At 61.9% G+C, this 20,489-nt stretch carries 22 protein-coding genes; 7 read left to right on the plus strand and 15 right to left on the minus strand.

From position 1 onward, the window contains the following. Positions 1-97: 97 nt before the first annotated feature. Positions 98-1,531, minus strand: coding sequence for an FAD-dependent oxidoreductase (locus ABH939_RS19735; protein ID WP_081557515.1), 1,434 nt, complete (start codon positions 1,529-1,531; stop codon positions 98-100). A 423-nt stretch (positions 1,532-1,954) separates the two neighbouring features. On the opposite strand from ABH939_RS19735, the gene ABH939_RS19740 reads away from it, so the two are divergent. After that, the gene (locus tag ABH939_RS19740; RefSeq protein ID WP_228232503.1) at positions 1,955-2,266 is read left to right on the plus strand and encodes an STAS domain-containing protein; all 312 of its coding nucleotides are present in this window, start codon (positions 1,955-1,957) and stop codon (positions 2,264-2,266) included. Between the two features lie 236 nt (positions 2,267-2,502). Beyond that, a complete protein-coding gene (locus ABH939_RS19745) occupies positions 2,503-3,774 on the plus strand; it encodes an EAL domain-containing protein (protein WP_082900991.1) in 1,272 nt (423 codons plus the stop codon). A gap of 57 nt (positions 3,775-3,831) precedes the next feature. Here the strand turns inward: ABH939_RS19745 and ABH939_RS19750 are convergent, their stop codons facing one another. After that, positions 3,832-4,074, minus strand: a complete 243-nt coding sequence (locus tag ABH939_RS19750) for a hypothetical protein (protein ID WP_065352072.1) — start codon at positions 4,072-4,074, stop codon at positions 3,832-3,834. A 72-nt stretch (positions 4,075-4,146) separates the two neighbouring features. Continuing rightward, positions 4,147-5,517, minus strand: coding sequence for a cytochrome P450 (locus tag ABH939_RS19755; RefSeq protein ID WP_080726744.1), 1,371 nt, complete (start codon positions 5,515-5,517; stop codon positions 4,147-4,149). 91 nt (positions 5,518-5,608) lie between these two features. Here ABH939_RS19755 and ABH939_RS19760 point away from each other — a divergent pair, with 91 nt between their 5' ends. Further along, entirely contained in the window at positions 5,609-6,229 is a 621-nt protein-coding gene (locus ABH939_RS19760; protein WP_054827522.1) for a TetR/AcrR family transcriptional regulator, read from the plus strand. Here the strand turns inward: ABH939_RS19760 and ABH939_RS19765 are convergent. Together ABH939_RS19765 and ABH939_RS19770 are read right to left on the minus strand one after the other, a co-directional pair. After that, positions 6,207-6,884 carry an AAA family ATPase gene (locus tag ABH939_RS19765; protein ID WP_075832510.1) on the minus strand — a complete coding sequence of 226 codons (678 nt, stop codon included), beginning with the start codon at positions 6,882-6,884 and terminating at the stop codon, positions 6,207-6,209. The genes ABH939_RS19760 and ABH939_RS19765 overlap by 23 nt on opposite strands. Then, on the minus strand, positions 6,881-7,315 hold the full coding sequence (locus tag ABH939_RS19770; protein WP_037131485.1) for a nucleotidyltransferase domain-containing protein: 435 nt from the start codon (positions 7,313-7,315) through the stop codon (positions 6,881-6,883). Before ABH939_RS19770 ends, ABH939_RS19765 begins: the two co-directional genes overlap by 4 nt. 119 nt (positions 7,316-7,434) lie before the next feature. Here ABH939_RS19770 and ABH939_RS19775 point away from each other — a divergent pair, with 119 nt between their 5' ends. Beyond that, entirely contained in the window at positions 7,435-7,920 is a 486-nt protein-coding gene (locus ABH939_RS19775) for a flavodoxin family protein (protein WP_003944338.1), read from the plus strand. Here the strand turns inward: ABH939_RS19775 and ABH939_RS19780 are convergent. The 3 genes from ABH939_RS19780 to ABH939_RS19790 all read right to left on the minus strand — a co-directional run bounded on the left by ABH939_RS19780 (position 7,893) and on the right by ABH939_RS19790 (position 9,137). Next, positions 7,893-8,138, minus strand: coding sequence for a hypothetical protein (locus ABH939_RS19780; RefSeq protein WP_007726731.1), 246 nt, complete (start codon positions 8,136-8,138; stop codon positions 7,893-7,895). The two genes, ABH939_RS19775 and ABH939_RS19780, sit on opposite strands and share 28 nt — an antisense overlap. Next, positions 8,138-8,524 carry a nuclear transport factor 2 family protein gene (locus ABH939_RS19785; RefSeq protein WP_003944423.1) on the minus strand — a complete coding sequence of 129 codons (387 nt, stop codon included), beginning with the start codon at positions 8,522-8,524 and terminating at the stop codon, positions 8,138-8,140. Before ABH939_RS19785 ends, ABH939_RS19780 begins: the two co-directional genes overlap by 1 nt. Before the next feature lie 112 nt (positions 8,525-8,636). Further along, the gene (locus ABH939_RS19790) at positions 8,637-9,137 is read right to left on the minus strand and encodes a flavin reductase family protein (protein ID WP_007726733.1); all 501 of its coding nucleotides are present in this window, start codon (positions 9,135-9,137) and stop codon (positions 8,637-8,639) included. 240 nt (positions 9,138-9,377) lie between these two features. Between ABH939_RS19790 and ABH939_RS19795 the strand changes: the two genes are divergently transcribed. Continuing rightward, the gene (locus ABH939_RS19795) at positions 9,378-10,079 is read left to right on the plus strand and encodes a PadR family transcriptional regulator (protein ID WP_003944324.1); all 702 of its coding nucleotides are present in this window, start codon (positions 9,378-9,380) and stop codon (positions 10,077-10,079) included. A gap of 1 nt (position 10,080) precedes the next feature. Here ABH939_RS19795 and ABH939_RS19800 read toward each other — a convergent pair whose 3' ends face one another. The 5 genes from ABH939_RS19800 to ABH939_RS19820 all read right to left on the minus strand — a co-directional run bounded on the left by ABH939_RS19800 (position 10,081) and on the right by ABH939_RS19820 (position 15,166). Beyond that, positions 10,081-10,863 carry an IclR family transcriptional regulator gene (locus ABH939_RS19800; protein WP_007726735.1) on the minus strand — a complete coding sequence of 261 codons (783 nt, stop codon included), beginning with the start codon at positions 10,861-10,863 and terminating at the stop codon, positions 10,081-10,083. 250 nt (positions 10,864-11,113) lie between these two features. After that, on the minus strand, positions 11,114-12,025 hold the full coding sequence (gene bphC / locus ABH939_RS19805) for a biphenyl-2,3-diol 1,2-dioxygenase (RefSeq protein WP_007726736.1): 912 nt from the start codon (positions 12,023-12,025) through the stop codon (positions 11,114-11,116). A gap of 39 nt (positions 12,026-12,064) precedes the next feature. Continuing rightward, the gene (locus tag ABH939_RS19810) at positions 12,065-13,246 is read right to left on the minus strand and encodes an acyl-CoA dehydrogenase family protein (RefSeq protein ID WP_003944352.1); all 1,182 of its coding nucleotides are present in this window, start codon (positions 13,244-13,246) and stop codon (positions 12,065-12,067) included. Positions 13,247-13,297: 51 nt separating this feature from the next. Next, positions 13,298-14,494, minus strand: a complete 1,197-nt coding sequence (locus tag ABH939_RS19815) for a Rieske 2Fe-2S domain-containing protein (RefSeq protein ID WP_058038551.1) — start codon at positions 14,492-14,494, stop codon at positions 13,298-13,300. Positions 14,495-14,620: 126 nt separating this feature from the next. Continuing rightward, entirely contained in the window at positions 14,621-15,166 is a 546-nt protein-coding gene (locus tag ABH939_RS19820; protein WP_404650006.1) for a hypothetical protein, read from the minus strand. Between the two features lie 222 nt (positions 15,167-15,388). Here ABH939_RS19820 and ABH939_RS19825 point away from each other — a divergent pair, with 222 nt between their 5' ends. Further along, positions 15,389-16,963, plus strand: a complete 1,575-nt coding sequence (locus tag ABH939_RS19825; protein WP_031332006.1) for an AMP-binding protein — start codon at positions 15,389-15,391, stop codon at positions 16,961-16,963. Positions 16,964-16,987: 24 nt separating this feature from the next. Here ABH939_RS19825 and ABH939_RS19830 read toward each other — a convergent pair whose 3' ends face one another. Continuing rightward, positions 16,988-17,671 carry a response regulator gene (locus ABH939_RS19830; protein WP_042452198.1) on the minus strand — a complete coding sequence of 228 codons (684 nt, stop codon included), beginning with the start codon at positions 17,669-17,671 and terminating at the stop codon, positions 16,988-16,990. Further along, a complete protein-coding gene (locus ABH939_RS19835) occupies positions 17,668-19,320 on the minus strand; it encodes an ATP-binding protein (protein WP_230359592.1) in 1,653 nt (550 codons plus the stop codon). Before ABH939_RS19835 ends, ABH939_RS19830 begins: the two co-directional genes overlap by 4 nt. Positions 19,321-19,477: 157 nt before the next feature. On the opposite strand from ABH939_RS19835, the gene ABH939_RS19840 reads away from it, so the two are divergent. After that, a complete protein-coding gene (locus ABH939_RS19840) occupies positions 19,478-20,485 on the plus strand; it encodes a tripartite tricarboxylate transporter substrate binding protein (RefSeq protein ID WP_250887583.1) in 1,008 nt (335 codons plus the stop codon). Positions 20,486-20,489: the final 4 nt, after the last annotated feature.

Here is a 20,489-nt window from a genome sequence, read left to right on the forward strand (position 1 = left end):
GTTTCATCCGGCGCAGAGGATTCATCTGCGTGACGATCGACCACAACTGACCAGCCACGTAATCGTGCGTGGCTAGTCAGTCGAAAGGCCGGCGATATCAAGCTTTACGCGCGGCGGCATGGGCCCCGGCGACACGGCCGAATGCGAAGGCGTCGGCAATGTGGAATCCGCCGTCCTTCGCCGCGCTGTAGGTGGAACTGACCGCGCCCGCGGCGTAGAGGCCAGGAATCGGATTGCGGGCAGTATCGAGTACGCGGGAATGACCGTCGCGGCGCGGCCCACCGCTACTCCATCCCAGCAGTGGCGACCCGGAGACGGCGTAGAACGGAGCGGTGGCCACCGGGGCCAAAGTTTCGGGATTGCGGCCGAACGAATGGTCGATGCCGTCCGCGCACGCCTCGTTGTAGCGTCGCACGCTCGTTTCCACGACTGTTGGGTCCAGTCCGAGTTTCTCGGCGAGTTCGGCGAGCGTGTCCGCCTTTAGGATCCATCCCTTGTCGATCTCGGCTTGATTGTCCGAGCTCCACTCGTACCCTTCGTCGAGAACCCTGTGGCCGACGGGCAGTGCGTCGCGGCCGGGGCTCAGCTGTCCGGCCAACCTCATCGTCTCGTCGAAGACGACGTTCATCGGTTGCACCGGAAAGTGTTGGTAAGAACCCTCTCTGAACACATGACCATGCCGCATTTCGGCTGACTCGTCGGTGAAGCGTCTACCTTCCCGGCTGAGGAACACATAGTTGTGCGCGTTCCACAGTGCGAGGAAGAATCCAGTCGGATTTTCGAGGTCGCCGGGAATTCCCGTAATGGTCATCATGTTGTTCATGTGCCACAGATCGGCGCCCACGGCCTGTGCCATGCGGTGACCGTCGCCGGTTGCCGATGGTGAGCCCCAGATCTTCGGATTCTCCAGACGCAAGTAGTCGCGCACCATCGTCGGATTTGCTTCGAATCCTCCGGTGGCAAGGATGACGCCCCGGCGTGCCTGGATCTGCGAAGTCTTTTCACCCGAACGGATCTCGACTCCGGTCACCGCTCCGGATTCATCCGTCAGCAGTCCGGTGGCTTCGGTGTCGAATAGTGTTGTGACGCCGCGTTCAGCGAGAGCGGAGACGAGGAACCGGTAGAGAAGTTCATTGCCCATCTTCCCTTCGACGGTGTCCATCCCTGCGTAACAAGAACTTCCGTCAAGTTCGGCGAACTCTGCCGTGGAATGGAAATCGCCGGTCATCGCTACAGTTGCACCCAGACTGCGGATCCAGTCGGACAGTCCGTGAGTGTTCTCGGCCCAGGCATCGATGACGTCCTCGGCAACGGGGAACTCCCCGTTCAACGAACGCAGGAAGGTTCGGGCGGCAGCGGGGTCCTGGTTGACGAACCATCCACTGCCGGACAGTCGAGTGTTGCCGCCCGCGGAATCAGGTCCGCTCTTTTCCAGAATCACGACCGATGCGCCGTCGGCGTGCGCTTGGAGCGCTGCGGCCGATCCAGCAGCGCCCGATCCGATGACGAGTACGTCGACAATGTTATCCATGTCACAGAAGGTATTGCGGAATGGTGGTGCGGCGAACCCACCTTCCCGATGAGCGAGAAAGCCAGTGGTCGACGCCGCAGAGACGTCGCCCCGCAGGCACGTCGGGGGCCAGGCGAGGTAGCGGTTCAGTGCGTCGGGGGTGGCGCCAAAAGTGCGATATCGCGCTGTGACGTTTTCGAGACCCTAGCGTTATAGATGTGGTTGTGTCGGCGAAACCTGCCGGTGGCAGAGTTCGTCTGGAACGCAGTGACCGACACGGTTGGTTATCCGACGCACAGTGATTCATCGCTGATTCGGGCGGTGGGGCACGCCGAGTCCAGACAAGAGGCTTTCATGACTACGATCAACGAACGTTCTTCAGCTGCAAATGTTCTCGATCTCTTTGACAGCGCCGGCCGAGAAGGGCATCGGTACAGTATCGACGTGGAAAGCTACACCCCTTCGTATGCGGTACTGAGACTTGCCGGAGAATTGGACATGGGTCAGCGGGTGGAATTGGTGCACGCGCTCGACCGACTTCTCCTGGTCGGAACCGATATTCACGTCGATCTCTCCGGCGTGACCTTCATGTCGTCCGGAGTGGCGAATGCCGTTGTCGATGCTGCGGGGCGTGGCAACAACCGCATTCGCTTGTTTGCCCCGACGCGAGCGGTCTCCATGATCTTTCAGGCTCTCGGCGCCTCCGAACTCATTGCGGGCGATGCCACGTCGACTGCTGATGCTCTCGGTGCTTGAGCCGGAAACAACTCCCACGAACGATGTGAAGTGAGCAGTGCTCGATACGCGTTGACTTGGTTTCTGGTCTGATCTGCGTGTCGATGTGCACTTTGCGGCGCGGGGTCAGGTTGTCGTCACCGGGTTGCGCCGAGATTTGCGGTAGTCTCGTTCGGTGTCGAGCAGCCGGCGCTGCCATCGACGCGTCCGGCCGCATGAACGCTTGGTGGTCCCGACTCGTAGTGAAGAGCCACACCATGGCGTATGACACCAGCAACGGTTCGACATCGTCGAATTCTCCGATCACCCAGTTCTCCGATGTGATTGGTCTGGAAGTAAGCATGCAGTTCGCACCGATACGCCGCCTCGACGACCACGCACTTGCAGGCGCCGAGTTGCAATTGCGTGGGCCTGACAATTCCTCTCTGTGTTCGGCGCATGCCCTTCGTCGCGCCTCGCAATTGATGCAGCAACGCTCGGAATTCGACAGTCACAAACTGGCCATGTCCCGTACTGCACTCGCATGCACCGTCGCGGATCGCCTGCCGTTGCTGGTGGCAGTCGACTCGGCTTCCCGAGCAGCTCTGAACGCTCCTGGTATCGAAGGAGCGACGAGAAATCTGCAACGGATCGTCATCACGGTTGACAGCGCATCGGTGCTTACCGATCCCCACAACTCTCTGGCAGTGATCAGAGAAGCCCGCGCGGGCGGGCGTCTGATTGCACTCGACGGTGTCGGCATCGACAGGCACTCGGCGACACTTCTGTCTTTGGTCGAACCCGACATCATTATCACTTCCGCTGAATTGCTTTCCAAGGCGGCATATTTCGAAGTGGGAACGACGGTGCACGCGCTCGGCGCCTACGTCGAGCGATCGAACGCGATTATCCTTGCCGAGGGTGTCGACTCGGAATCGTCCCGTCTTGCCGCAATCACCATCGGAGCCACATACGGAACGGGTGAGTTGTATCCCGCAGTCGACGATCCGAGTTCACTGTTGTCCGAACCGGTCGTCGCGATGCCCGACAGTCCGGTGTGGAGTGATCCCATCCCCGAGGTGGGCACTCCCTACTCGATCGTGTCTGCTCACAGCCGGATCCGGCGCGGTACCAAGCGTCTGTTGATCCAACTGAGCAAGTCCCTCGAAGCGCAAGCCGCCACATCGGGTTCCTCGATGCTTGTTCTGGGCACCTTTCAACAAGCCGAGCATTTCACCGCATCCACAACAGCACGGTGGCGTCACCTCGCCGACACCGTAGGGTTTGCCGGTGTCTACGGTGTCGGACTGTCCGTGATGCTCGACGGTAAAGTTCAACACGCGCCGCTCGACCCGGGTGATGATCTCGTCAACGAGTGGACGGTCGTCACTCTGGGACCGCACCATGCGGCGATGCTGTCGGCGCGAGATCTTCATGACAACGGTCCAGATCTCGAGCGGACCTTCGACTTCGTGCAAACCTACGATCGCACCGCCGTCACCCAGGCAGCGCACTCTATTCTTCGTCGTTACCCCACGACGAATTCGTGAAACCGGTGCCGAGGTTCTCGACGTTCGCCGCGAGCGCTGCCCGACCGGCGATCGTGGCTAAGGATTGGCCGGGCGCCGCGCAGCACGTCTCTTTGCTGCAGAGTTGAGTAGATACCTTTCGGCGACCGTGTAGTCCGTGACGGTTGCGCCATCCGGTGCTGTGGTGTGGGTGAGCAGTTCGAGATAGCGGCGACGGAAGACATGGGCGTCGGATTCTGCGAGTAGGAACTCCGCCGCTGAGACGACCTCTGGTTTCGGAGCAGCGCGTGCATGCCGGTTTCGGGCGGGCCGAGTGCTCATGTTTTCCTCTGGATTTCGAAAGCGTCTGTGCCGGTAGTCATGTGCGAGTTGATCCTGACGTCTGTTCGGTCGCTACCGGTCATGAGAAGTCGTGAGTGGTTTCAGATCGATCGGCTGTCCGTCGGAGGGGAACGGCAAGGACATGTAGTTGAGAGGGGCGGTGTAGCCGGGCGCGACCTGCCAATCGAAGCGTGTGAGCAGGTGGTGCATGATCGCTTTGATTTCGACGCCGGCGAAGTGCATGCCGAGGCATTTGTGCACGCCTCCACCGAACGGTTCCCAGGCATACCGGTGCACCTTGTCTTCACGTCGGTGGTCCGCGAAACGTTCGGGATCGAAATGTTCGGGGTCGGGCCAGTACTGCGGCATGTGGTGAGTGAAATGTGGCACCACTGACACGTAGGTCCCAGCGGGTACGAAGTGGTCCTGTATCTGGGTGTCACACACCGCTCGGCGAGCCATGACCGGCACGGGAGCGACGAGTCGGAGGCATTCTTTCATCACCAGGTCCAAGCCTGCGAGTTGGTCGAGTTCGGCATAGCTCGGCGTCGACGTACTCAGTGCGAGTGATTCCGCCCGACATCTGTTCTGCCACTGAGGATTCTGGCCGAGATATTGCATCATTGTCGAGATGGTGATGGTGGAGGTGTCATGTGCGGCCATCAGCAGGAAGATCATGTGATCGATCACCTCGCCGTCGCTGAAGCGCTGTCCGGTGTCTGATTCGATGTGACAGAGAACGGAAAACAGGTCGTCGGTTTCGCGTGAACGGCGCGCAGGTAGGTAGCGGCGGAAGAAGTTTTCGAGGGTTCGGCGCCCGTCGAGGCCGCGCTTCCATCTGGTGCCGGGAACTCGATAACGGATCACCGAGGTTGCAGCTTGCACGCAATCGACGAAAGCTTTTTTCACAGAGTCGATTTCGCTTTCAGTGGTCCCTTCCGCGCCGCCCATGAAGATGTCGGTCGCGAGGTTGAGTGTGAGAGCTTTGAGAGCGGTGTAGGCGCGGAAGCCATCGGACGGAGTCCAGGCGTCGAGCGCGGAGGCGATCGCGGGATTCAGCACGTCCACGGTCTTTTCGAGACGCGATCTCGTGAAGGCTTGTTGCATGATGCGTCGTTGTCGTAGGTGCTCTTCGGAGTCGAGAAGCATCAGACCCCCGTGAAAGAAGGGACCGATGAGCACTGACCACCCGTCGCTGTTGACAAAAGCGCGGTCCTTGTTCTGGAGAACTTCTTGGCATGCGTCGGGCCCGAGGGCTGCGACCCATCGTCTACCGGCCATCGAGAACCACGAGACTTCGCCGTAACGATCCCAGCGTTTTTGCATCAGAGCGAGAGGGTCGCGGATGTATTCGAAAGTTTGCCCTATTCCGGGTAGTCCCGAGTTGCCTGAGATGGGACGCAACTGCGACCGGATGGGTGGAGCGGCCAGGATTTTCGACATCACGTACCTGCCTTCCGTTTGCATCTGACAGTGGCGCCTGTCAGATGGGGGTAGTCTGCGTCACAGTCGCGTCGTCTGTCAAGATCGACTCATGGCTTCTCCCACACCCCGTCGATATGCCGGTCTGAGTGGTGAGCAGCGGGCCGCGCTTCGGCGTGAAAGCTTGCTCGCAGCAGGACTGGACGTGTTTGCGGCCGCGGGCAGGCAGGGTGCCACCATGACCGCCATCTGTGCGCATGCCAAGCTGACAGAGCGATATTTCTACGAGAGTTTCGCCAGCAGGGACGAACTCCTCCAGCAGGTTTTCGACGGAATCGTCGACGAGGTGCGCGTGGCCGGAATGGCTGCACTCCGAACGACCGAGGGGACACGGGAGGAGCGCGTGCGGAGCGCCATTGCTTCGTTCGTCAACATCCTGACGGACGATCCTCGAAAAGGGCGTGTCGCGATGGTCGAGTCGGTGGCTTACGAGCCGCTGCGCACTCACCGGCGGGGAGCGCTGCGTGGGTTCGCGCAGATGGTGGCCGACGAGGCTGCGCTCTTGTACGGCGATCGAGCTTGGCCTCCCCATCAGGGTGAGATCAACGGATTACTGTTCGTGGGCGGCCTGGCCGAATTGGTGACGGCCTGGCTCAACGGCGAAATCGACATCACGCCCGCTGAGATCGTGGATGCCGCAACCTTCCAATTCACATCCACAGCGCACCGATGAAACGCGGGGCCGGCGATGCGGACTGCCAACTCCAGTGGGCGGCATGTGTCGTGATTCGAGGCAGTTTCGGGTCTGAATTGTCGATGACACTGTCCGCGCGGGTCCAGGGCTCTGCAGCCGCGAAGTACAGACGTTGGCCGCCGACATAACGGTTCATCGACGGGTGTTCCGGATCCGCGTTCGTTCCGTCGCGAAGGTTCATTCGCTCGGCGGTGATCTCGAAGGGCACGTCGAGAAAGATCGAATAGTCCCATCGGGAAGCAAATTCGTCCCGATGCAGAAAGAGTCCCTCGACGAGGACCACGGCTCCGTCGGCTGCATGCAAGTACGCGTCGCTGTCCCGTCGTGGTCGGTACTCGCGGTCACCTCCCGGTCTCAGAGGGGCGAGAACATGACGCTCGAGGGCGTCGTAGTCGTAGCTGTCGAGCCAGAAGCCTTCCGGTGACAGCCGACCTCTGCGATGGCGAATCTCCGGCGGATTGAGGAAGTCGTCGACGTGAATCACAATGGCGGGGCGTTCATTCAGCTGTGCTGCAAGACTTTTCGTGAATGTCGTCTTGCCGCTCCCGTCGACGCCGTCGATCGCGACGACGGGAGAGCCGCGCAGCGCGTTTATTTCGGCGGCCAAGGTCTCGAAGACCGTCTTGGTGCTCATCGAGCAGTTCTTCCCGCGCTCGTAGCGACGCGAAGAGGCCCGGTGTCGTACAGGATTCGGTGGCCGTCTTCGAGGACGCGTCGAGTGCCCGCGTCGAGCGGAAGGTCGGCCCAGCTCTCGCTCGCGAAATTCAGTTCGACGAGAAGACCGGACCGTAGGCGGAAGCGTCGTTCTCGGACTGGCCCCCAGTTGGCGGCTCTGATGAATCGCGCGTCGGGGCGGAGCCGGTCGAACCAGTCTTCATTTGCGAGCGCGTTCGCGTCGTCGGCCAGGATCATCAGATCAAGATCACTCGCCATACGCTCCGCGCCGCGCGCGTAGGACCCGACCAGCGCTACAGCTTTGACGTCATCGTGCTCAGCGGCCCATCGTTCGACGTCGACGAGCAGCGCGTTCACCGCACGTCTTCGTCCCTTCAACCTTGCTGACATACCGGCATCATTCCCCATCGCCACCCTTCTCCGTAGCTTCGCCGGGGCCTCTATCCTGGAACTGTCAGTGACAAACCAGGCGGAGGGATGCGTATGTCCAAAATGAGAGAACTCAGCCGATGAAAGCAATCATCGTGTGTACCTCTGTCTCCCATGGCAATACGAAGCTGATCGCCGACGTCATCGGAGAAGTTCTCGATGCTCGCGTGGTCGAGCCCGGTGACATCGACGCTGCGCAGCTCGCCGACTACGACCTCGTGGGGTTCGGCTCCGGCATCTACCTACGCTCGTACCACGCAGATTTACGCTCGTTCGTCGAGGCACTCCCCGAAGAACGACGATCCAAGGCTTTTGTCTTCGCCACCAGTGGATTTCCTGACAAGGGGATTCATCGCTTCTCGCGTCCACTGGTTCAGTTGCTCGAACAGAAGGGCTTCGATGTGGTCGCAGCCTTCTCGTCCCGTGCGTGGGATACCTATCTCCCGTTCAAGCCTTTCGGCGGTATCCGGAAGGGGCGGCCGAACGCCGACGACTTGGAATCGGCGCGCATGTTCGCCGAAATGCTACGCGGAAGCGTTCAGGACAGCTTGCCCGGCACCGGGTAGCTGCGCAGGCTCATCTCCAGCTCACCGGCGTCGGCAAGGTCGTTGATCGTCTGGCGCAGAGCGCCACACGTCCGCTGAGCGTTGGCACGGCTGTTCGCGCGACCCAACTCCGGGCACACTTCCTGCGACTCTTCGAGCCATTGGACGCTGGTGTGCGCTTCGCTGTACTTCTCGACGAGGACGCGATTTCCGCAGTTGCGGCAACTGACCTGACGCATCAGCGTGCAATCAGATCGGCCGGTGACCAGAAGGCGCGCATGCTCGTGATCTTGGCGTCCTCGTCGAAAGTCATGACGTCGATCGGTTCGACCTCGTAGACCTGATCGCCCACCGGTGTGACGACGCGGAAGTGGAAGGCCGCGCTGGATCCGCTCACCCGCAAGGTAAGCAGTTCCGTCTCTTGCGAACCGCCCTCGAGAGCGCCGTAGAACTCGGTGATCGCGGCCTTGCCGACGCGGGGTTCGCTGCCGACCGGGTCTTCGAGCGTCGCGTTCTCGGCGTAGAGGGCGGCGATGTCCGCTGACGATCCGCGAGCCACGGCGTCGAGGTAGGTGGTAACCGTCGCCGTGATCGCGGCCGTGGTGTCTGGTTCGAGAGTGGTCATCGAGTTAGTCCGATCAGTCGAGAAGTTCAGGGTCTGACAACTACTTCGGACGCTATCGGTGCGGGCTCGATTCGGCGCCGGCATCTCCCACGCAGCGGGACAGCCTGAGCACTCAGGCGTCGAAGCGTCCGAACCCGCCGCGGTAGAACAGAAGCGGACCGTCGTGGCGCAGCACGTTCAGATCGGTGATGCGTGCGACGACGATGGTGTGATCACCGGCGTCGTGCTCCTGCTCGACCGTTGCTTCGATGCGGGCGAGCGCGCCGCTCAGCGCCGGAGCACCGTTGCCGGCGGCATCCCACTCGACGCCGAGGAACTTGTCCGTCCCGCCGCGAGCGAACGCCGAACACATGTCCTGCTGATCGTGGGCGAGAACATTGATGCAGAGAGTTCCCGTTTCGCGAAGCTTCGGCCAACTTGTCGACGTCTTCGCCGGGCAGAACGAGAGCAACGGGGGATCAAGCGATACCGAGACCAGGGACTGGCAGGTGAAACCGAGGGGTGAATTTCCGTCGTGAGCGGTGATGACGGTGACGCCGGTGCAGAAATTGCTCATCACGTTGCGAAGTGTGCGTCCGTCCAGAACTGGCGGCTCGGCGTTTTCCACGGTCATGTCGTCTCCTTGTTCAAATCTTTTGTTCAAAACTCTGCAAACAGCTTCAGAAGCAACGATGTGTGGCGCCGCGGCCGTAATCCAGCGGCAGTCCCACTCAATGGCAGCAATGGCTTCTCGGCACGGGTCAGGACCGACCGAGTGGCAGGTGGAGGGGTTTCGAGCAAATTTGATCCCGCTCAGCGGTCCGTTCGGATTCTACGAAACCAGCAAATGACCAGTGATTGTTAGACTTCGGGCATGTCCGAACCTGATGACGTGTCCCGAGGACTTCCCGCTACCAGCTGGGCAGTGCTCGGGATGCTGACGTTCGGGGAGGAGCTGACCGGAAACGATTTGAAGAAGTGGGCTGACTGGAGTGTCGGCTTCTTCTATTGGAGCCCGTCCATCAGCCAGGTGTACGCAGAACTGAAGAAGCTCGAAAGCATCGGGTTCGTGGAGTCCCGGGTCGTCTCCGAACCGGGGGTGCGAGGCAAGCGCCTTTACTCCATTACTCAGTCAGGAACCGACGCCGTCCGGACGTGGTCACGGGAGGCACCGGTGGAAGTTCCGGTGCTCAAGCACGGCGTGATGTTGCGTCTGTGGATGGGACACCTCAACGAGCCCGAGCGACTGAAGGCGCTGGTGGAAGCCCACATCGCCAATGTCGAAGAGCAGATTCGACGCGCGAAACTCCACGCAGATCATGCCGAGAACGAGCCGGCCTGGTCGTTCCCGGTCATGACGTTGCGATGGTCGGAACGGTACTTCCGAGCCGAGATCGAACTTGCTCGCGAACTGCTCGACGACATCGATCGTGCGACCGCCGAGTTCGCGAACGTCGCCGAGCACGACCGACTGGGATCACCGTTGCCCTCGACGCCTGGCAAATGGAAGAACGTCGAGGAGTACGTGTTGGCGCTCGAGCAAGCCGGGCTCACCGGCAACGGTTCGAGTATCTGAGTCAGGCCCCGGCTGCGGTCGGCATGTTGCGCAGCAGATGACGACGTTGCAAAGTCGGAGTGACGCTCAGCGATCCGCCGTCGATGCCTCGCCAAATGGCAGCGGCCGCCATACGGACCGGCGCTGCGCTGACGTGGTCGAGGCGGAGGGCCTTCGACGGCGCGCAGATGGATACCGCGGCGACGGCGCGGCCGATGGGGCCGATCGGTGCCGCAAGACAGCTGAATCCCGGTAGGCCGTTTCCGGATTCGAAGGCAACCCCGGACTCGCGGATTCTGGCGAGGTGGGGCAGTGCGTAGCCCGAGGACTTCGGCGAACCGAACGCGAGCAGTGCCTGACCGATCGCAGTGGTCTCGGCGCGGCGTCGACCACCGACACGCGTCGGCACTGCGGCGGCGAGGCGTCCGCCGATCTTCTCCATGTAGACCACATCGGGCCCGTCGAGGATGCCGAGGTGAACCACGAATCCGGTGACTCGGTAGAGCTCATGGAGAAGGGGCATGGCTGCAGCGTGGAGGCGGTCCTGATGAACCGCGAGCGATCCCAGTTCGACGAGGCGCATACCGAGTTCGTAGTCACGGCCGTCGCGACGCAGCCAACGCATCGAGACAAGACGTTCGAGCATGCGGTGGGCAGACGAGCGGGGAAGGCCCGTGCTCCGAACGACTTGAGCGAGCGTCAACCTGCCGGGACCGTCGAAGGCGTCGAGAACCAGCGAGACGCGATCGAGAATTGCTGTCGGGGCCGAATCGGCGCCTAAAGCATCCACAGCCTGCAGTGTCATCGTGTACCTCACTTCTCTTAGAGCTCCACAACCAGTGAACTGGCTATTTCAATTAGAAATAGTGTCATAGAGTTACGGATTTGTGAAGTGGATCACCGGTCTGTTTTCGGGCGCGTCGCGGTGGAAACGACGAGGGGGTTTGCGCGAATGCTCGCGCAAACCCCCTCGTCGTTTAACTACTGGCAGGTATTACATCGCCACCGGCAGGTATTGATCGCCACCGGCAGGTATTGATCGCCACCGGCGGGTACTACATAGCTGCCAGTGGTTCGCTTCCGGACCAGTCGTGGCCCCAGTAGCTGTCAGCGGTGATCTCCTCGGAGGAGTACGAGTCCTGATCCACCCTCGCGCCCTCGGTGCCGAACTCGATGTCCCAGCCGCCGGGTGCGCGGACGTAGAAGGAGATCATCTTGTCGTTGGTGTGACGACCCAGGGTCGACGACACGGAGAATCCGTCCTTCATCACGCGGTCGAGTGCCTGGCCGACGGCGTCGAGGGTGTCCACCTCGACCATGATGTGAATCAGGCCGGGTGCGCCGCCGTGCGGTGCCGGGCACAGGGCCAAGCTGTGGTGACGCTCGTTGACGCCCATGAAACGGATTCGCAGCGGCCCGAATTCAGGCGGGGCCGGCAGGCGGAAGGCGCCGCGCGGGTAGAAGCCGAGCACCTCGGTGTAGAAGTCGAAGCTCGCAGCACTGTCCATGACGGGGAGTACGACGTGGCCGAGACCCTGTGAGCCGGTGACGAATCGAGCGCCGAAGGGCGTCACCACGGGGCTGTGGTCGAGGATCGCTCCGTGGAAGACCTCGATGGCTGCTCCGCCGGGATCGGTGAAGGCGATGACCTCTTCGACCCGTCGAGCATCTGCTTCGGCGAGCGAAAGCTGCTCGACCTCGGTGCCGTTCTTTTCGAGTGCTTCTTGAACGCGGCGCAGTGCGGCGTGGTCGGCGACCTCCCAACCGATGTTGACGATCTCGTCGCGCTCACCCTCGACGACGACGATGCGAGCAGCACGCTCGTCGAGTCGTAGGTAGAGCGCGTTCTCGTCCGGCCCACTGCCCTTGGCGAAGCCGAGGACGTCGAAAGCGAAAGTGCGCCAACGTGCCATGTCGTTGGTCGAGATCTTGACGTAGCCAAGTCCCTTGATGTCGGTGCGTGTCATCGTGTCTTTTTCCTGTCGATTTCTTGTGTCGAAGTCTGATCAGATCATCGCCCGCAGCGGACCCTGCGGGTCTGCGCCGAGACGGCTCAGTGATGCGGCGTGGAAAACGGTGCTCGGCACGTGAATTGCGTGATGCTGTCCAGCATGAGCATCGCGCCAGAATCGCTGAAGCGGCTTGTCCATCCGCAATGCGTTGCCACCGCAGCGTGGGTAGACCTGATCGATTGCGTTGACGGCGCGCCAGGCGGCCTGTACCTGAGTCTGACGCCCCTCCGCGCGCTGCTCGAAGGTCACTTCCTTGCCAGCGTCCACTCGATCCCACATGCGGTCGACGTTGGCAAGCAGGGTGTCGCGCGCAGCCCGGATGTCGGCGGTTGCCTGACCGATGGCGAACAAGGTGTACGGGTCGTCCTTGATCGCCGTGCCCTGCGCGTTGATGCGATCGGCTTGGTACTCGTTGGCGTGGAAGAGCATTCCCTCGCAGATGCCGATCGTGGCGGCGGTGATTCCGAGGGGGAAAATGTTCGACCACGGCATGAGGTACAGCGTCTCGGTGCGCCCGTACTTGCGCACTGCCGTGCCGTCGATGACCTCGTCGCAGTCCATGACGCGGTAATCGGGGACATACGCATCCTTGACTACGAGATCCTTGGAGCCGGTGCCGCGAAGTCCCATGACATCCCACGAGTCTTCGATGATCTCGTAGTCGGTGCGCGGAATGATCACATGGAGCATGCGCGGCGGCATCTCCATGTTGCCGTCCTTGTCACACGCCATCGCGCCGAGGAATGCCCAGTCGCAATGGTCGGTACCGGAGGAGAACTGCCAGCGACCGGAGAACTTGTAGCCGCCGTCGGTGGGGATACACATTCCGCCGGGCATGTACGGCGATGCCATCCAGGTGTCGGGATCGGATCCCCAGATCTCCTGCTGCACCTTGGGATCCGCGAACGCGAGTTGCCACGGGTGAACTCCGACGATCCCGTGGACCCAGCCGGCCGACGGGTTCAGTGAAGCCATCCGCATGACGGTTTCGGCGAATTCGCGCGGATGCGCCTCCATGCCGCCATGTTCCTTGGGCTGCAGCATGCGGATGGAACCGATTGCCTTCATCTTCTTGGCGGTGTCGTCGGCCACCCGGCCGATCCGCTCGGCCTCGATGCCTTCGGCGAAGATGTCGTCGGCCATCGCGTTGATCTGTTCGAGCACTTCGTACGTCATGTTGTTCCTTGCATCCAGTCTGTTTGTCTCAGCAGTGTTTTCGACTGCGGATCAGGAGGTTGTCTCGAGTGCCTGGGCGTCGCGTGCGGCAACGTTTTCGGCGACTTCCCGCTTCCAGCTCTCCACTGCGCGGGTGGTGTCGATCTCGAATTCGAAGCGCTTCGTCATGTCTTCCGTGACATTCTCGACGTCGGTGTAGAACTGGTTGTACCAGCGACGCAACTGGTAAACCGGGCCGTCCTCCTCGGAGAGCAGGGGGTTGTCGATCGGAGCTTTGTTCTTCCAGATCTCCACGTCCTGAAGGAATCCCATCTCGACGCCCTCGGTGAACTGCGCGGCCATCGCGGCAGTGGACTCGTCGTCCATACCGGGTAGCTTCTTGACCATCGCGCCGTACTGCAGGACGAACGCATTGTTCGAGATCGGGTAGTGGCAGTTGATCAGGACGGTCTCGATGATCTGCCCGTTGGCTTCGCTCTTGATCCAGTCGATCATGTACGACGGTCCGAAATATGAAGCATCCGAACGGAGCACAGCGTTGGGATCGCCGTAGTTGGTGCCGCTGATGACGTCCTCACGTCCCACCGATTCCATGTACTGGCTCGCGACATGACCTTCGAAGATGTTCTTGAAGTACTTGGGGAACGAGTAGTGAACGTAGAAGAAGTGGGCCATGTCCACGACGTTGTCCACGATTTCGCGGCAATGAGAGCCTTCGATGGTGAGCGTGTTCCAGCTCCAGGCGCTCCACTCATCGCTTCCGAAGCCCTCGATGTCGGGGATCGTGACCTCGGCGGGCGGGGGATTTCCCTGGGGATCGTGCCAGACGAACAGCTGACCGTTCTTCTCGAGAGTGATCCATGCCCGCGTCTTGGCCAGCGGCGGAACGCGTCGTGCGTAGGGGATCGCCGTACATTTTCCGTTACCGCCCCAACGCCAGTCGTGGAACGGGCAGGCGATCGAATCGCCCTTGACGGTTCCGTGAGCAAGGTTGCCACCCATGTGGCGGCAGTAGGCGTCGAGAATCTTGATGTCGCCCTTGCTGTCGGCGAAGACGACAAGGCTGGTGCCGAATGCCTCGATCTGGTGGGGCTGACCGTCGCGATAGGTATTGCTCAGTCCGAGGCAGTGCCATCCACGTGCGAACCGTGCGGGAGGCGCTGCCGCTTCGATTTCTCGAATTTCCTCGCCGGCGCCCGTCTGCGTCGGGGTGTCCGTAGTGGTGAGTGGGCCGGTTCCGAGTGCCATGTCTTCCTCCGAGCCGCGTCTTGCGACGCTCCAGTGATGTGATCCGTCTCATACAACGACGAAGCGTCCGCTGGAGATACGGCAGTTCCCGCTGGATGGAACGCCTACTCGGTGACCTGCAGAGATTCAGCTCGCGAGTGTCGCCACATCGTCGATCGCGTAAGTCGCCCAGGCCCGGGCAGTGACCACCCCAGCGGGATCGGTGGCGACCAGAGCTACGTCGGCCACGCTCTCGTGGTCCTTCTCGTACGTCGCGAGCACTGTCACGGAGCAGTGCAGATCTGTTCCCGTGGAAGTCGCGGTGGAACGTCCGCGGAAGCGTCGTAGTGACGCCGAGCCGTAACGACGAGCAGCGAAATCAGCAAGGGCGGCAACGGGATCGGTTCCGGTGCCCGCTGTCGGGGCTTCCCGGACGAAGACCTCGGCCACCAGATGTCCGGTCTGGTCGTGGTATTCGGTGATCCGCTCGAGTGTCGAACTCAGCGCCCTCACGGATCCGGTGAGCAGTGCGCCGGGATCGGGGCGTCCGAAGAACACGACGTCCTGCTCGACGACGGCCCCGTCGGGTGCCGAGCGCACGGTGCCGTACAACGAGTCGAAATCGGAGAGGAGCGTGGTGGCAGTACGCGGAGCAGTTGCCGTGAAGTGGGCGGTACCGAGGTTGGTAGTCATGACACTCTCCGTTGGACGCGACCGAGACGCTGTCGTCTCGGTGGGTACATCGACGCTAACCACCGCTCTCGCGGGTGACGACGGGCTTCCCGCTGATCGGGAGCATTCTCGGATTCGATCGAAGAGGTGGAACCTGTTCCAGTTTTGTGCAATTCTGGATATCGTATCCGTGACCGGGAGCACATCTCGATGACTGCACGCGCCGAGCAGAAGGAAGACCAGATGACAGACGAGTTCGCTGACCTGCACCGACCGGTATACGGTCCGGACCTGCTCATCACCGCTCTGGAACGCAATCACGACAAGCCCGCGCTGTACCTCGGCGACGTGATCCTCACCGGCGGTCAGATGCGCGATCAGATCAGCTGCTTCGCCCAGGCGCTCGCGTCTTTGGGAATCACTCAGGGCACCAGCACCGCGATGCTGTCGAAGAATCGCCCCGAGGTTCTGATCAGTATGGGCGCGACCATGATCACCGGCTGCCGGGCGAGCGCCTTGAACCCGATGGGATCGCTCGACGACCACAAGTACATCGTCGACGACGCCGAGATCGAGACGCTGATCTTCGATCCCAATGCCTTCGAAGAGCGCGCCGCCGAGTTGAAGGCGTCGTCACCCTCGTTGACCAACGTGCTCTCGATGGGGCCGTCCGAGGTGGGAATCGACATCCTCGCGCTGGCTGCCACGTTCGAGCCCGCGCCGCTGAAGGCAGCGCACGTCGACGCCGAAGACGCCAGCAGCATGGTGTACACCGGTGGAACGACCGGCAAGCCCAAAGGTGTTGTCGGATCCTTCCGTTCGGGTGCTGCGCTCAATCAGATCCAGATGTCGGAGTGGCAGTGGCCCGAGGACAACCGCTTCCTCATCTGCACGCCACTCTCACACGCAGGTGCAGCGTTCTTCATCCCGACCTTGCTGCGCGGCGGTGCGTTGATCGTCCTGCCTGCCTTCGAGCCAGGTGCTGTGCTCGAAGCGATCGAGAAGCACAAGATCACGGCAACCATGTTGGTGCCCACCATGATCTACATGCTCATGGACCACCCCGATCTGCCCAAGCGGGACGTCTCGAGTTTGCAGACGCTGTTTTACGGAGCGTCCGCGATGTCTCCCGCCAGACTGCAGGAGGGCATCAAGAAGTTCGGTCAGATCTTCTTCCAGTTCTACGGTCAGACCGAGTGCGGCATGACTATCTCGGTGCTGCGCAAGGAAGAACACCTCGCCGACGATCCGGCCCGCCTCGCCACGTGTGGGCGTCCGGTGCCGTGGCTCGACGTCCGGTTGCTCGACGACGACCTCAACGAGGTGCCGCAGGGAGAACTCGGTGAGATCTGCGTCCGTGGCCCGCTGATCATGAAGGGCTACTGGAAGAAGCCGGCCGAAACCGCCGAGGCGTTCCGGGGTGGTTGGCTGCACACCGGCGACATCGCGCGCAAGGACAAGGACGGGTTCATGTCCATCGTCGATCGCAAGAAGGACATGATCGTGACCGGTGGTTTCAACGTGTTCCCCCGCGAAATCGAAGACGTGATCTCGGCGCATCCGTCCGTCGCGTCGGTGGCGGTAGTCGGTGTGCCGGACGACAAGTGGGGCGAAGCCGTCAAGGCCTGTGTCGTACTTCGTGCCGGACTGACCGTCGACACCGAGGAACTGGTCGACAAGGTGAAGGCGGCCAAGGGTTCGGTTCACGCTCCCAAGAGCATCGACTTCGTGGATTCCCTTCCGCTGACACCGCTGGGCAAGCTGGACAAGAAGGCGCTGCGTGCGCGGTACTGGGAGACCAGCGCCCGCGCGGTCTAGGAACCAGCGTCGGGTAGCGAAGGGTCAGCGTTTCCAGACGTAACGACGTTCCGGGCGGCCCACCACTCCGTATTTCAGCGAAGTGGTGGACCGCCCGGTTTCGTAGAGGTATTCGAGGTAGCGCCTCGCGCTCGCGCGTGAGATGCCGACCCTCTCGGAAATATCTGTGGCCGAGGCGGGTTCGGTTTCGTCTCGTAGTGCTGCCTCGACCAGCTGAAGGGTCTCAGGACTGAGTCCTTTGGGCAAACCTTTGTGGGACGACGCCCCGGGCGCGCCACCTGCCACACCGAAGGCCTCGTCCACTGCTGTCTGTTCTGCTTCGCCGGAGCTGTCGAGATTCGCATATGTCGATCGGTACCGCTCGAGACGCTCACGGAGAACCTCGAACGTGAAGGGCTTCATCAGGTAATGCACGACGCCGCTGCGCAGCGCTTTCTTGACCGAGCCGGCCTCGCGCTCACTAGTGATGACAAGAACATCCAGCTCCGGTGCCAGCTCGCGAAACGGGGCGATCAGATCGAGTCCGGTGGTGCCGGGCAGGTGGACGTCGAGAAGAACCAGGTCGGGTTGCAACTCACCGACTGCGGCCAGTGCGGTCTCGGCCGAATGGGCAACGCCGCACACTTCGAAACCGTCTATCCGCGAGACGAATCCGCTGTGCACCTTCGCCACCATGAAGTCGTCGTCGACCACCAGTACCCGGATCATGCGCCCTCTCCGTCGTGTAGGACTGCGCTGAAGACAGTCCACTCGATGTCCTCTGCCGAACGAGTGCTCACGGTGACGTCGCCGCCCCGCCGACGACACGTCAGGCGCACCAGCGCCAAACCGAAACCGTGTCCGTCACTCGATTGTCCCTTGGTGCTCCAACCCTGGCCGAACACCCTGTCGCGATTCTCCGGCGCGATACCGGGGCCGGCGTCCTCGACCCGCACTTCGACCGCGGTGCCACGGCCCCGAATCGACAACCGAACCTTGCGGCGCGCGGCTTCCGGCATCTCACCGACGGCGTCGACGGCATTGTCGACGAGATTTCCGACCACTGTCACGAGATCTCGTCCGAGTCTGCGGTCCACCGGTTCCAGATGCGTGTCCGCCGCCAGCTCGACCGTGACCAACCCCTGTGCAGCAGCACCTATCTTGGCGATCACGAGTGCGGCGGTGCCGACGTCGGCGATCTTCTCGGTCACGGTCGCGCTGACCTGCGCGCGCTCCATGGTCAGACCCTCGACGTAGCCGACCACCTCGTCGTATTCGCCGAGCTGGATGAGGCCGGAGATGGTGTGCAGTTGATTGTCGAACTCGTGGATGTGGGCGCGTAGTGCGTCGGTGCTGGTTTTGGTCACGTCGAGTTCTTCTTCCACGGAGCGCAATTCGGTGCGGTCGCGGAAAGTGGTGACCGACCCGATGGTGCGGCCTTTCGATTCGATCAAGACGGTGTTGAGGACGAGCAGGCGATCGCCGACAAGAACCAACTGATCGGATTCGGTTGTGCCGGAGGTCAGTACACTCTGGAGGCGGTCGTCGAGACCGAGGTCCCGCACCGATCTGCCGGCACTGCCGCGTGGGATGTCGAGGAGTTGGTGGGCACTGTCGCTCATCAGCACCACCTTTCCCTGCGCGTCGAATGCGATGACACCTTCCTTGAGGCCACGCAGCATCGCCTCACGTTGGCGAACCAGGTCCAGGATCTCGCCGGCCTCCATGCCGAGAGTCTGCCGTTTGACCCTGCGGGCCAACAGGATCGAACCGACGCCCCCGAGAAGCGAGGCCACCGCGAGGTATACCAGGAGGTTCGGTGCAGATTGCAGCAGTCGCGTCCAGATCGAGGGGTACTCGATGCCGACGATCGCGGTTCCGGTAATCGCTCCTTCGCTGCCGAGAATCGGAACGTGCGCCTCCACGGCCTTGCCGGAGGGCGTGTCGACCAAACCCGTCCACGACCGATCCTCTGTCTGACGTGCGTCGATGCCGACATCACCGGGACGCGTCGAAATGACGACACTGCCGTCGGCGTCGGCAAGCGAGACGTAGGTGACGCCCGAGATGGCGCGTACCGAGTCGACCGAACCTTGTAGTCCGGAGCGGAGACGGGTCTGCGCCTGGGGGAGTAGCTCGCGTACTGCCGGATTGGCTGCGAGCGATTCCGCTGCCGAGAGTGCGCGACGTCCCTCCTCGCGTTGGAAACTCGCGGACGACTGTGCGAGGGAGAGGGCGGTGACGCACACGAGAACTGCAACGACGATCAGAAGTTGCAGTTCGAGAAGTTGTGTCGCCAGAGTGTGCCGGCGGCGAAACAGCCGGGCAAACAGAGACGACTTGCTCTCTCGCTCCGCCTGCTCGTTTCCTGAGGACACCAGCCAGACCCTAGCCTTCAGTTCGATGCCGGGAAAGCGGCCGTTCGTGAGCACAATGAGCACAAATCAATTTGCTTTCCCAATGGTGACCCCAGTCACAAAGTGCGTCAGTATGAAACCTGTTCACACATCGGTACCGGCAGACAAGGACGAAGCCATGAGCACATCGAAGCGGCTGAGCAGGCATATCGCCCTGCTCGGTGCCTGCGCGATGAGTCTCGTGCTCTCGACCGGATGCACTCCGGTCGAGTCCTTCGTCGCCGGTGGCCGAGCGGGTGAGAGTTCCGAAGAACTGCGCGTACTGGTGCCCTCGGTGGCCGGTGGTGGTTACGACCTGACCGCCCGGACCATGGTGCAAGCACTGGCCGACGAAGGGACCGTCGACGCCGACGTCGTTGTGCTGCCCGGATCGGGCGGCATCGTCGGACTCAACCGGTTGGCTCTCGAAAGCGGGAATCCCGACCTACTCATGGTCATGGGGCTCGGAGTTCTCGGTTCGCTCGAGATACTGCCGTCCGAGCACACACTTGCCGACGTGACACCGATTGCGAGACTCGTCGAAGAACCGGAAGCGCTACTGGTTCCAGCAGATTCACCGTACAAAACTCTCGCCGATCTGACGCAGGCCTGGGTGGCGGATCCGTCGTCGATCTCGATCGGCGGTGGTTCGAGTGAAGGTGGACCGGACGGGTTGTTCCGCCTTCTGTTCGCACGGGCGGTCGGCGTCGATCCGTCGCGCTCCCCGTACCGCATCTACGACGGCGGCGGCGAACTGCTTCCCGCACTGCTCACGAGGCAGGTCGACGTAGCCGCCACCGGTATCGGTGAATACCTCGATCAGATTGCGGCAGGCACGGTTCGGGTCCTTGCGGTCAGTTCGCCGGCCCGTACCCCGGCGGTGGATGCGCCCACGATGGCGGAGTCTGGCGTCGACGTCACGTTCACCAATTGGCGGGGTCTCATGGCGCCGCCGGGCCTGACGGACGATCAGCGTCAGCACTTGCAGAATTTGGTGCGGGATCTGGCGGCAAGCCCGCGCTGGAACGAGCTGTCTCGCCGAAACGGTTGGAACAGTGCAGTTCTCACCGAACCCGAGTTCTCCGCATTCCTCACCGATCAATCCCGGTTCGTCGACGCAACACTCGATCCGCCCGGCATCAACTGAGCAC

This window comes from Rhodococcus sp. 27YEA6 (assembly GCF_044908235.1).
In the GTDB taxonomy this organism is placed as follows: Bacteria; Actinomycetota; Actinomycetes; order Mycobacteriales; family Mycobacteriaceae; genus Rhodococcus_F; species Rhodococcus_F qingshengii.

Bases quoted from the DNA above. Each gene is read 5' to 3' on its own strand.
- ABH939_RS19810 (WP_003944352.1), bottom strand. From the start codon at position 13,246: ATGACGTACGAAGTGCTCGAACAGATCAACGCGATGGCCGACGACATC.
- ABH939_RS19830 (WP_042452198.1), bottom strand. From the start codon at position 17,671: ATGATCCGGGTACTGGTGGTCGACGACGACTTCATGGTGGCGAAGGTG.
- ABH939_RS19765 (WP_075832510.1), bottom strand. From the start codon at position 6,884: ATGAGCACCAAGACGGTCTTCGAGACCTTGGCCGCCGAAATAAACGCG.
- ABH939_RS19795 (WP_003944324.1), top strand. From the start codon at position 9,378: ATGTCCGAACCTGATGACGTGTCCCGAGGACTTCCCGCTACCAGCTGG.
- ABH939_RS19770 (WP_037131485.1), bottom strand. From the start codon at position 7,315: ATGTCAGCAAGGTTGAAGGGACGAAGACGTGCGGTGAACGCGCTGCTC.
- ABH939_RS19755 (WP_080726744.1), bottom strand. From the start codon at position 5,517: ATGTCGAAAATCCTGGCCGCTCCACCCATCCGGTCGCAGTTGCGTCCC.
- ABH939_RS19750 (WP_065352072.1), bottom strand. From the start codon at position 4,074: ATGAGCACTCGGCCCGCCCGAAACCGGCATGCACGCGCTGCTCCGAAA.
- ABH939_RS19815 (WP_058038551.1), bottom strand. From the start codon at position 14,494: ATGGCACTCGGAACCGGCCCACTCACCACTACGGACACCCCGACGCAG.
- bphC (WP_007726736.1), bottom strand. From the start codon at position 12,025: ATGACACGCACCGACATCAAGGGACTTGGCTACGTCAAGATCTCGACC.
- ABH939_RS19825 (WP_031332006.1), top strand. From the start codon at position 15,389: ATGACAGACGAGTTCGCTGACCTGCACCGACCGGTATACGGTCCGGAC.
- ABH939_RS19760 (WP_054827522.1), top strand. From the start codon at position 5,609: ATGGCTTCTCCCACACCCCGTCGATATGCCGGTCTGAGTGGTGAGCAG.
- ABH939_RS19800 (WP_007726735.1), bottom strand. From the start codon at position 10,863: ATGACACTGCAGGCTGTGGATGCTTTAGGCGCCGATTCGGCCCCGACA.
- ABH939_RS19840 (WP_250887583.1), top strand. From the start codon at position 19,478: ATGAGCACATCGAAGCGGCTGAGCAGGCATATCGCCCTGCTCGGTGCC.
- ABH939_RS19790 (WP_007726733.1), bottom strand. From the start codon at position 9,137: ATGACCGTGGAAAACGCCGAGCCGCCAGTTCTGGACGGACGCACACTT.
- ABH939_RS19775 (WP_003944338.1), top strand. From the start codon at position 7,435: ATGAAAGCAATCATCGTGTGTACCTCTGTCTCCCATGGCAATACGAAG.
- ABH939_RS19745 (WP_082900991.1), top strand. From the start codon at position 2,503: ATGGCGTATGACACCAGCAACGGTTCGACATCGTCGAATTCTCCGATC.
- ABH939_RS19780 (WP_007726731.1), bottom strand. From the start codon at position 8,138: ATGCGTCAGGTCAGTTGCCGCAACTGCGGAAATCGCGTCCTCGTCGAG.
- ABH939_RS19785 (WP_003944423.1), bottom strand. From the start codon at position 8,524: ATGACCACTCTCGAACCAGACACCACGGCCGCGATCACGGCGACGGTT.
- ABH939_RS19820 (WP_404650006.1), bottom strand. From the start codon at position 15,166: ATGACTACCAACCTCGGTACCGCCCACTTCACGGCAACTGCTCCGCGT.
- ABH939_RS19735 (WP_081557515.1), bottom strand. From the start codon at position 1,531: ATGGATAACATTGTCGACGTACTCGTCATCGGATCGGGCGCTGCTGGA.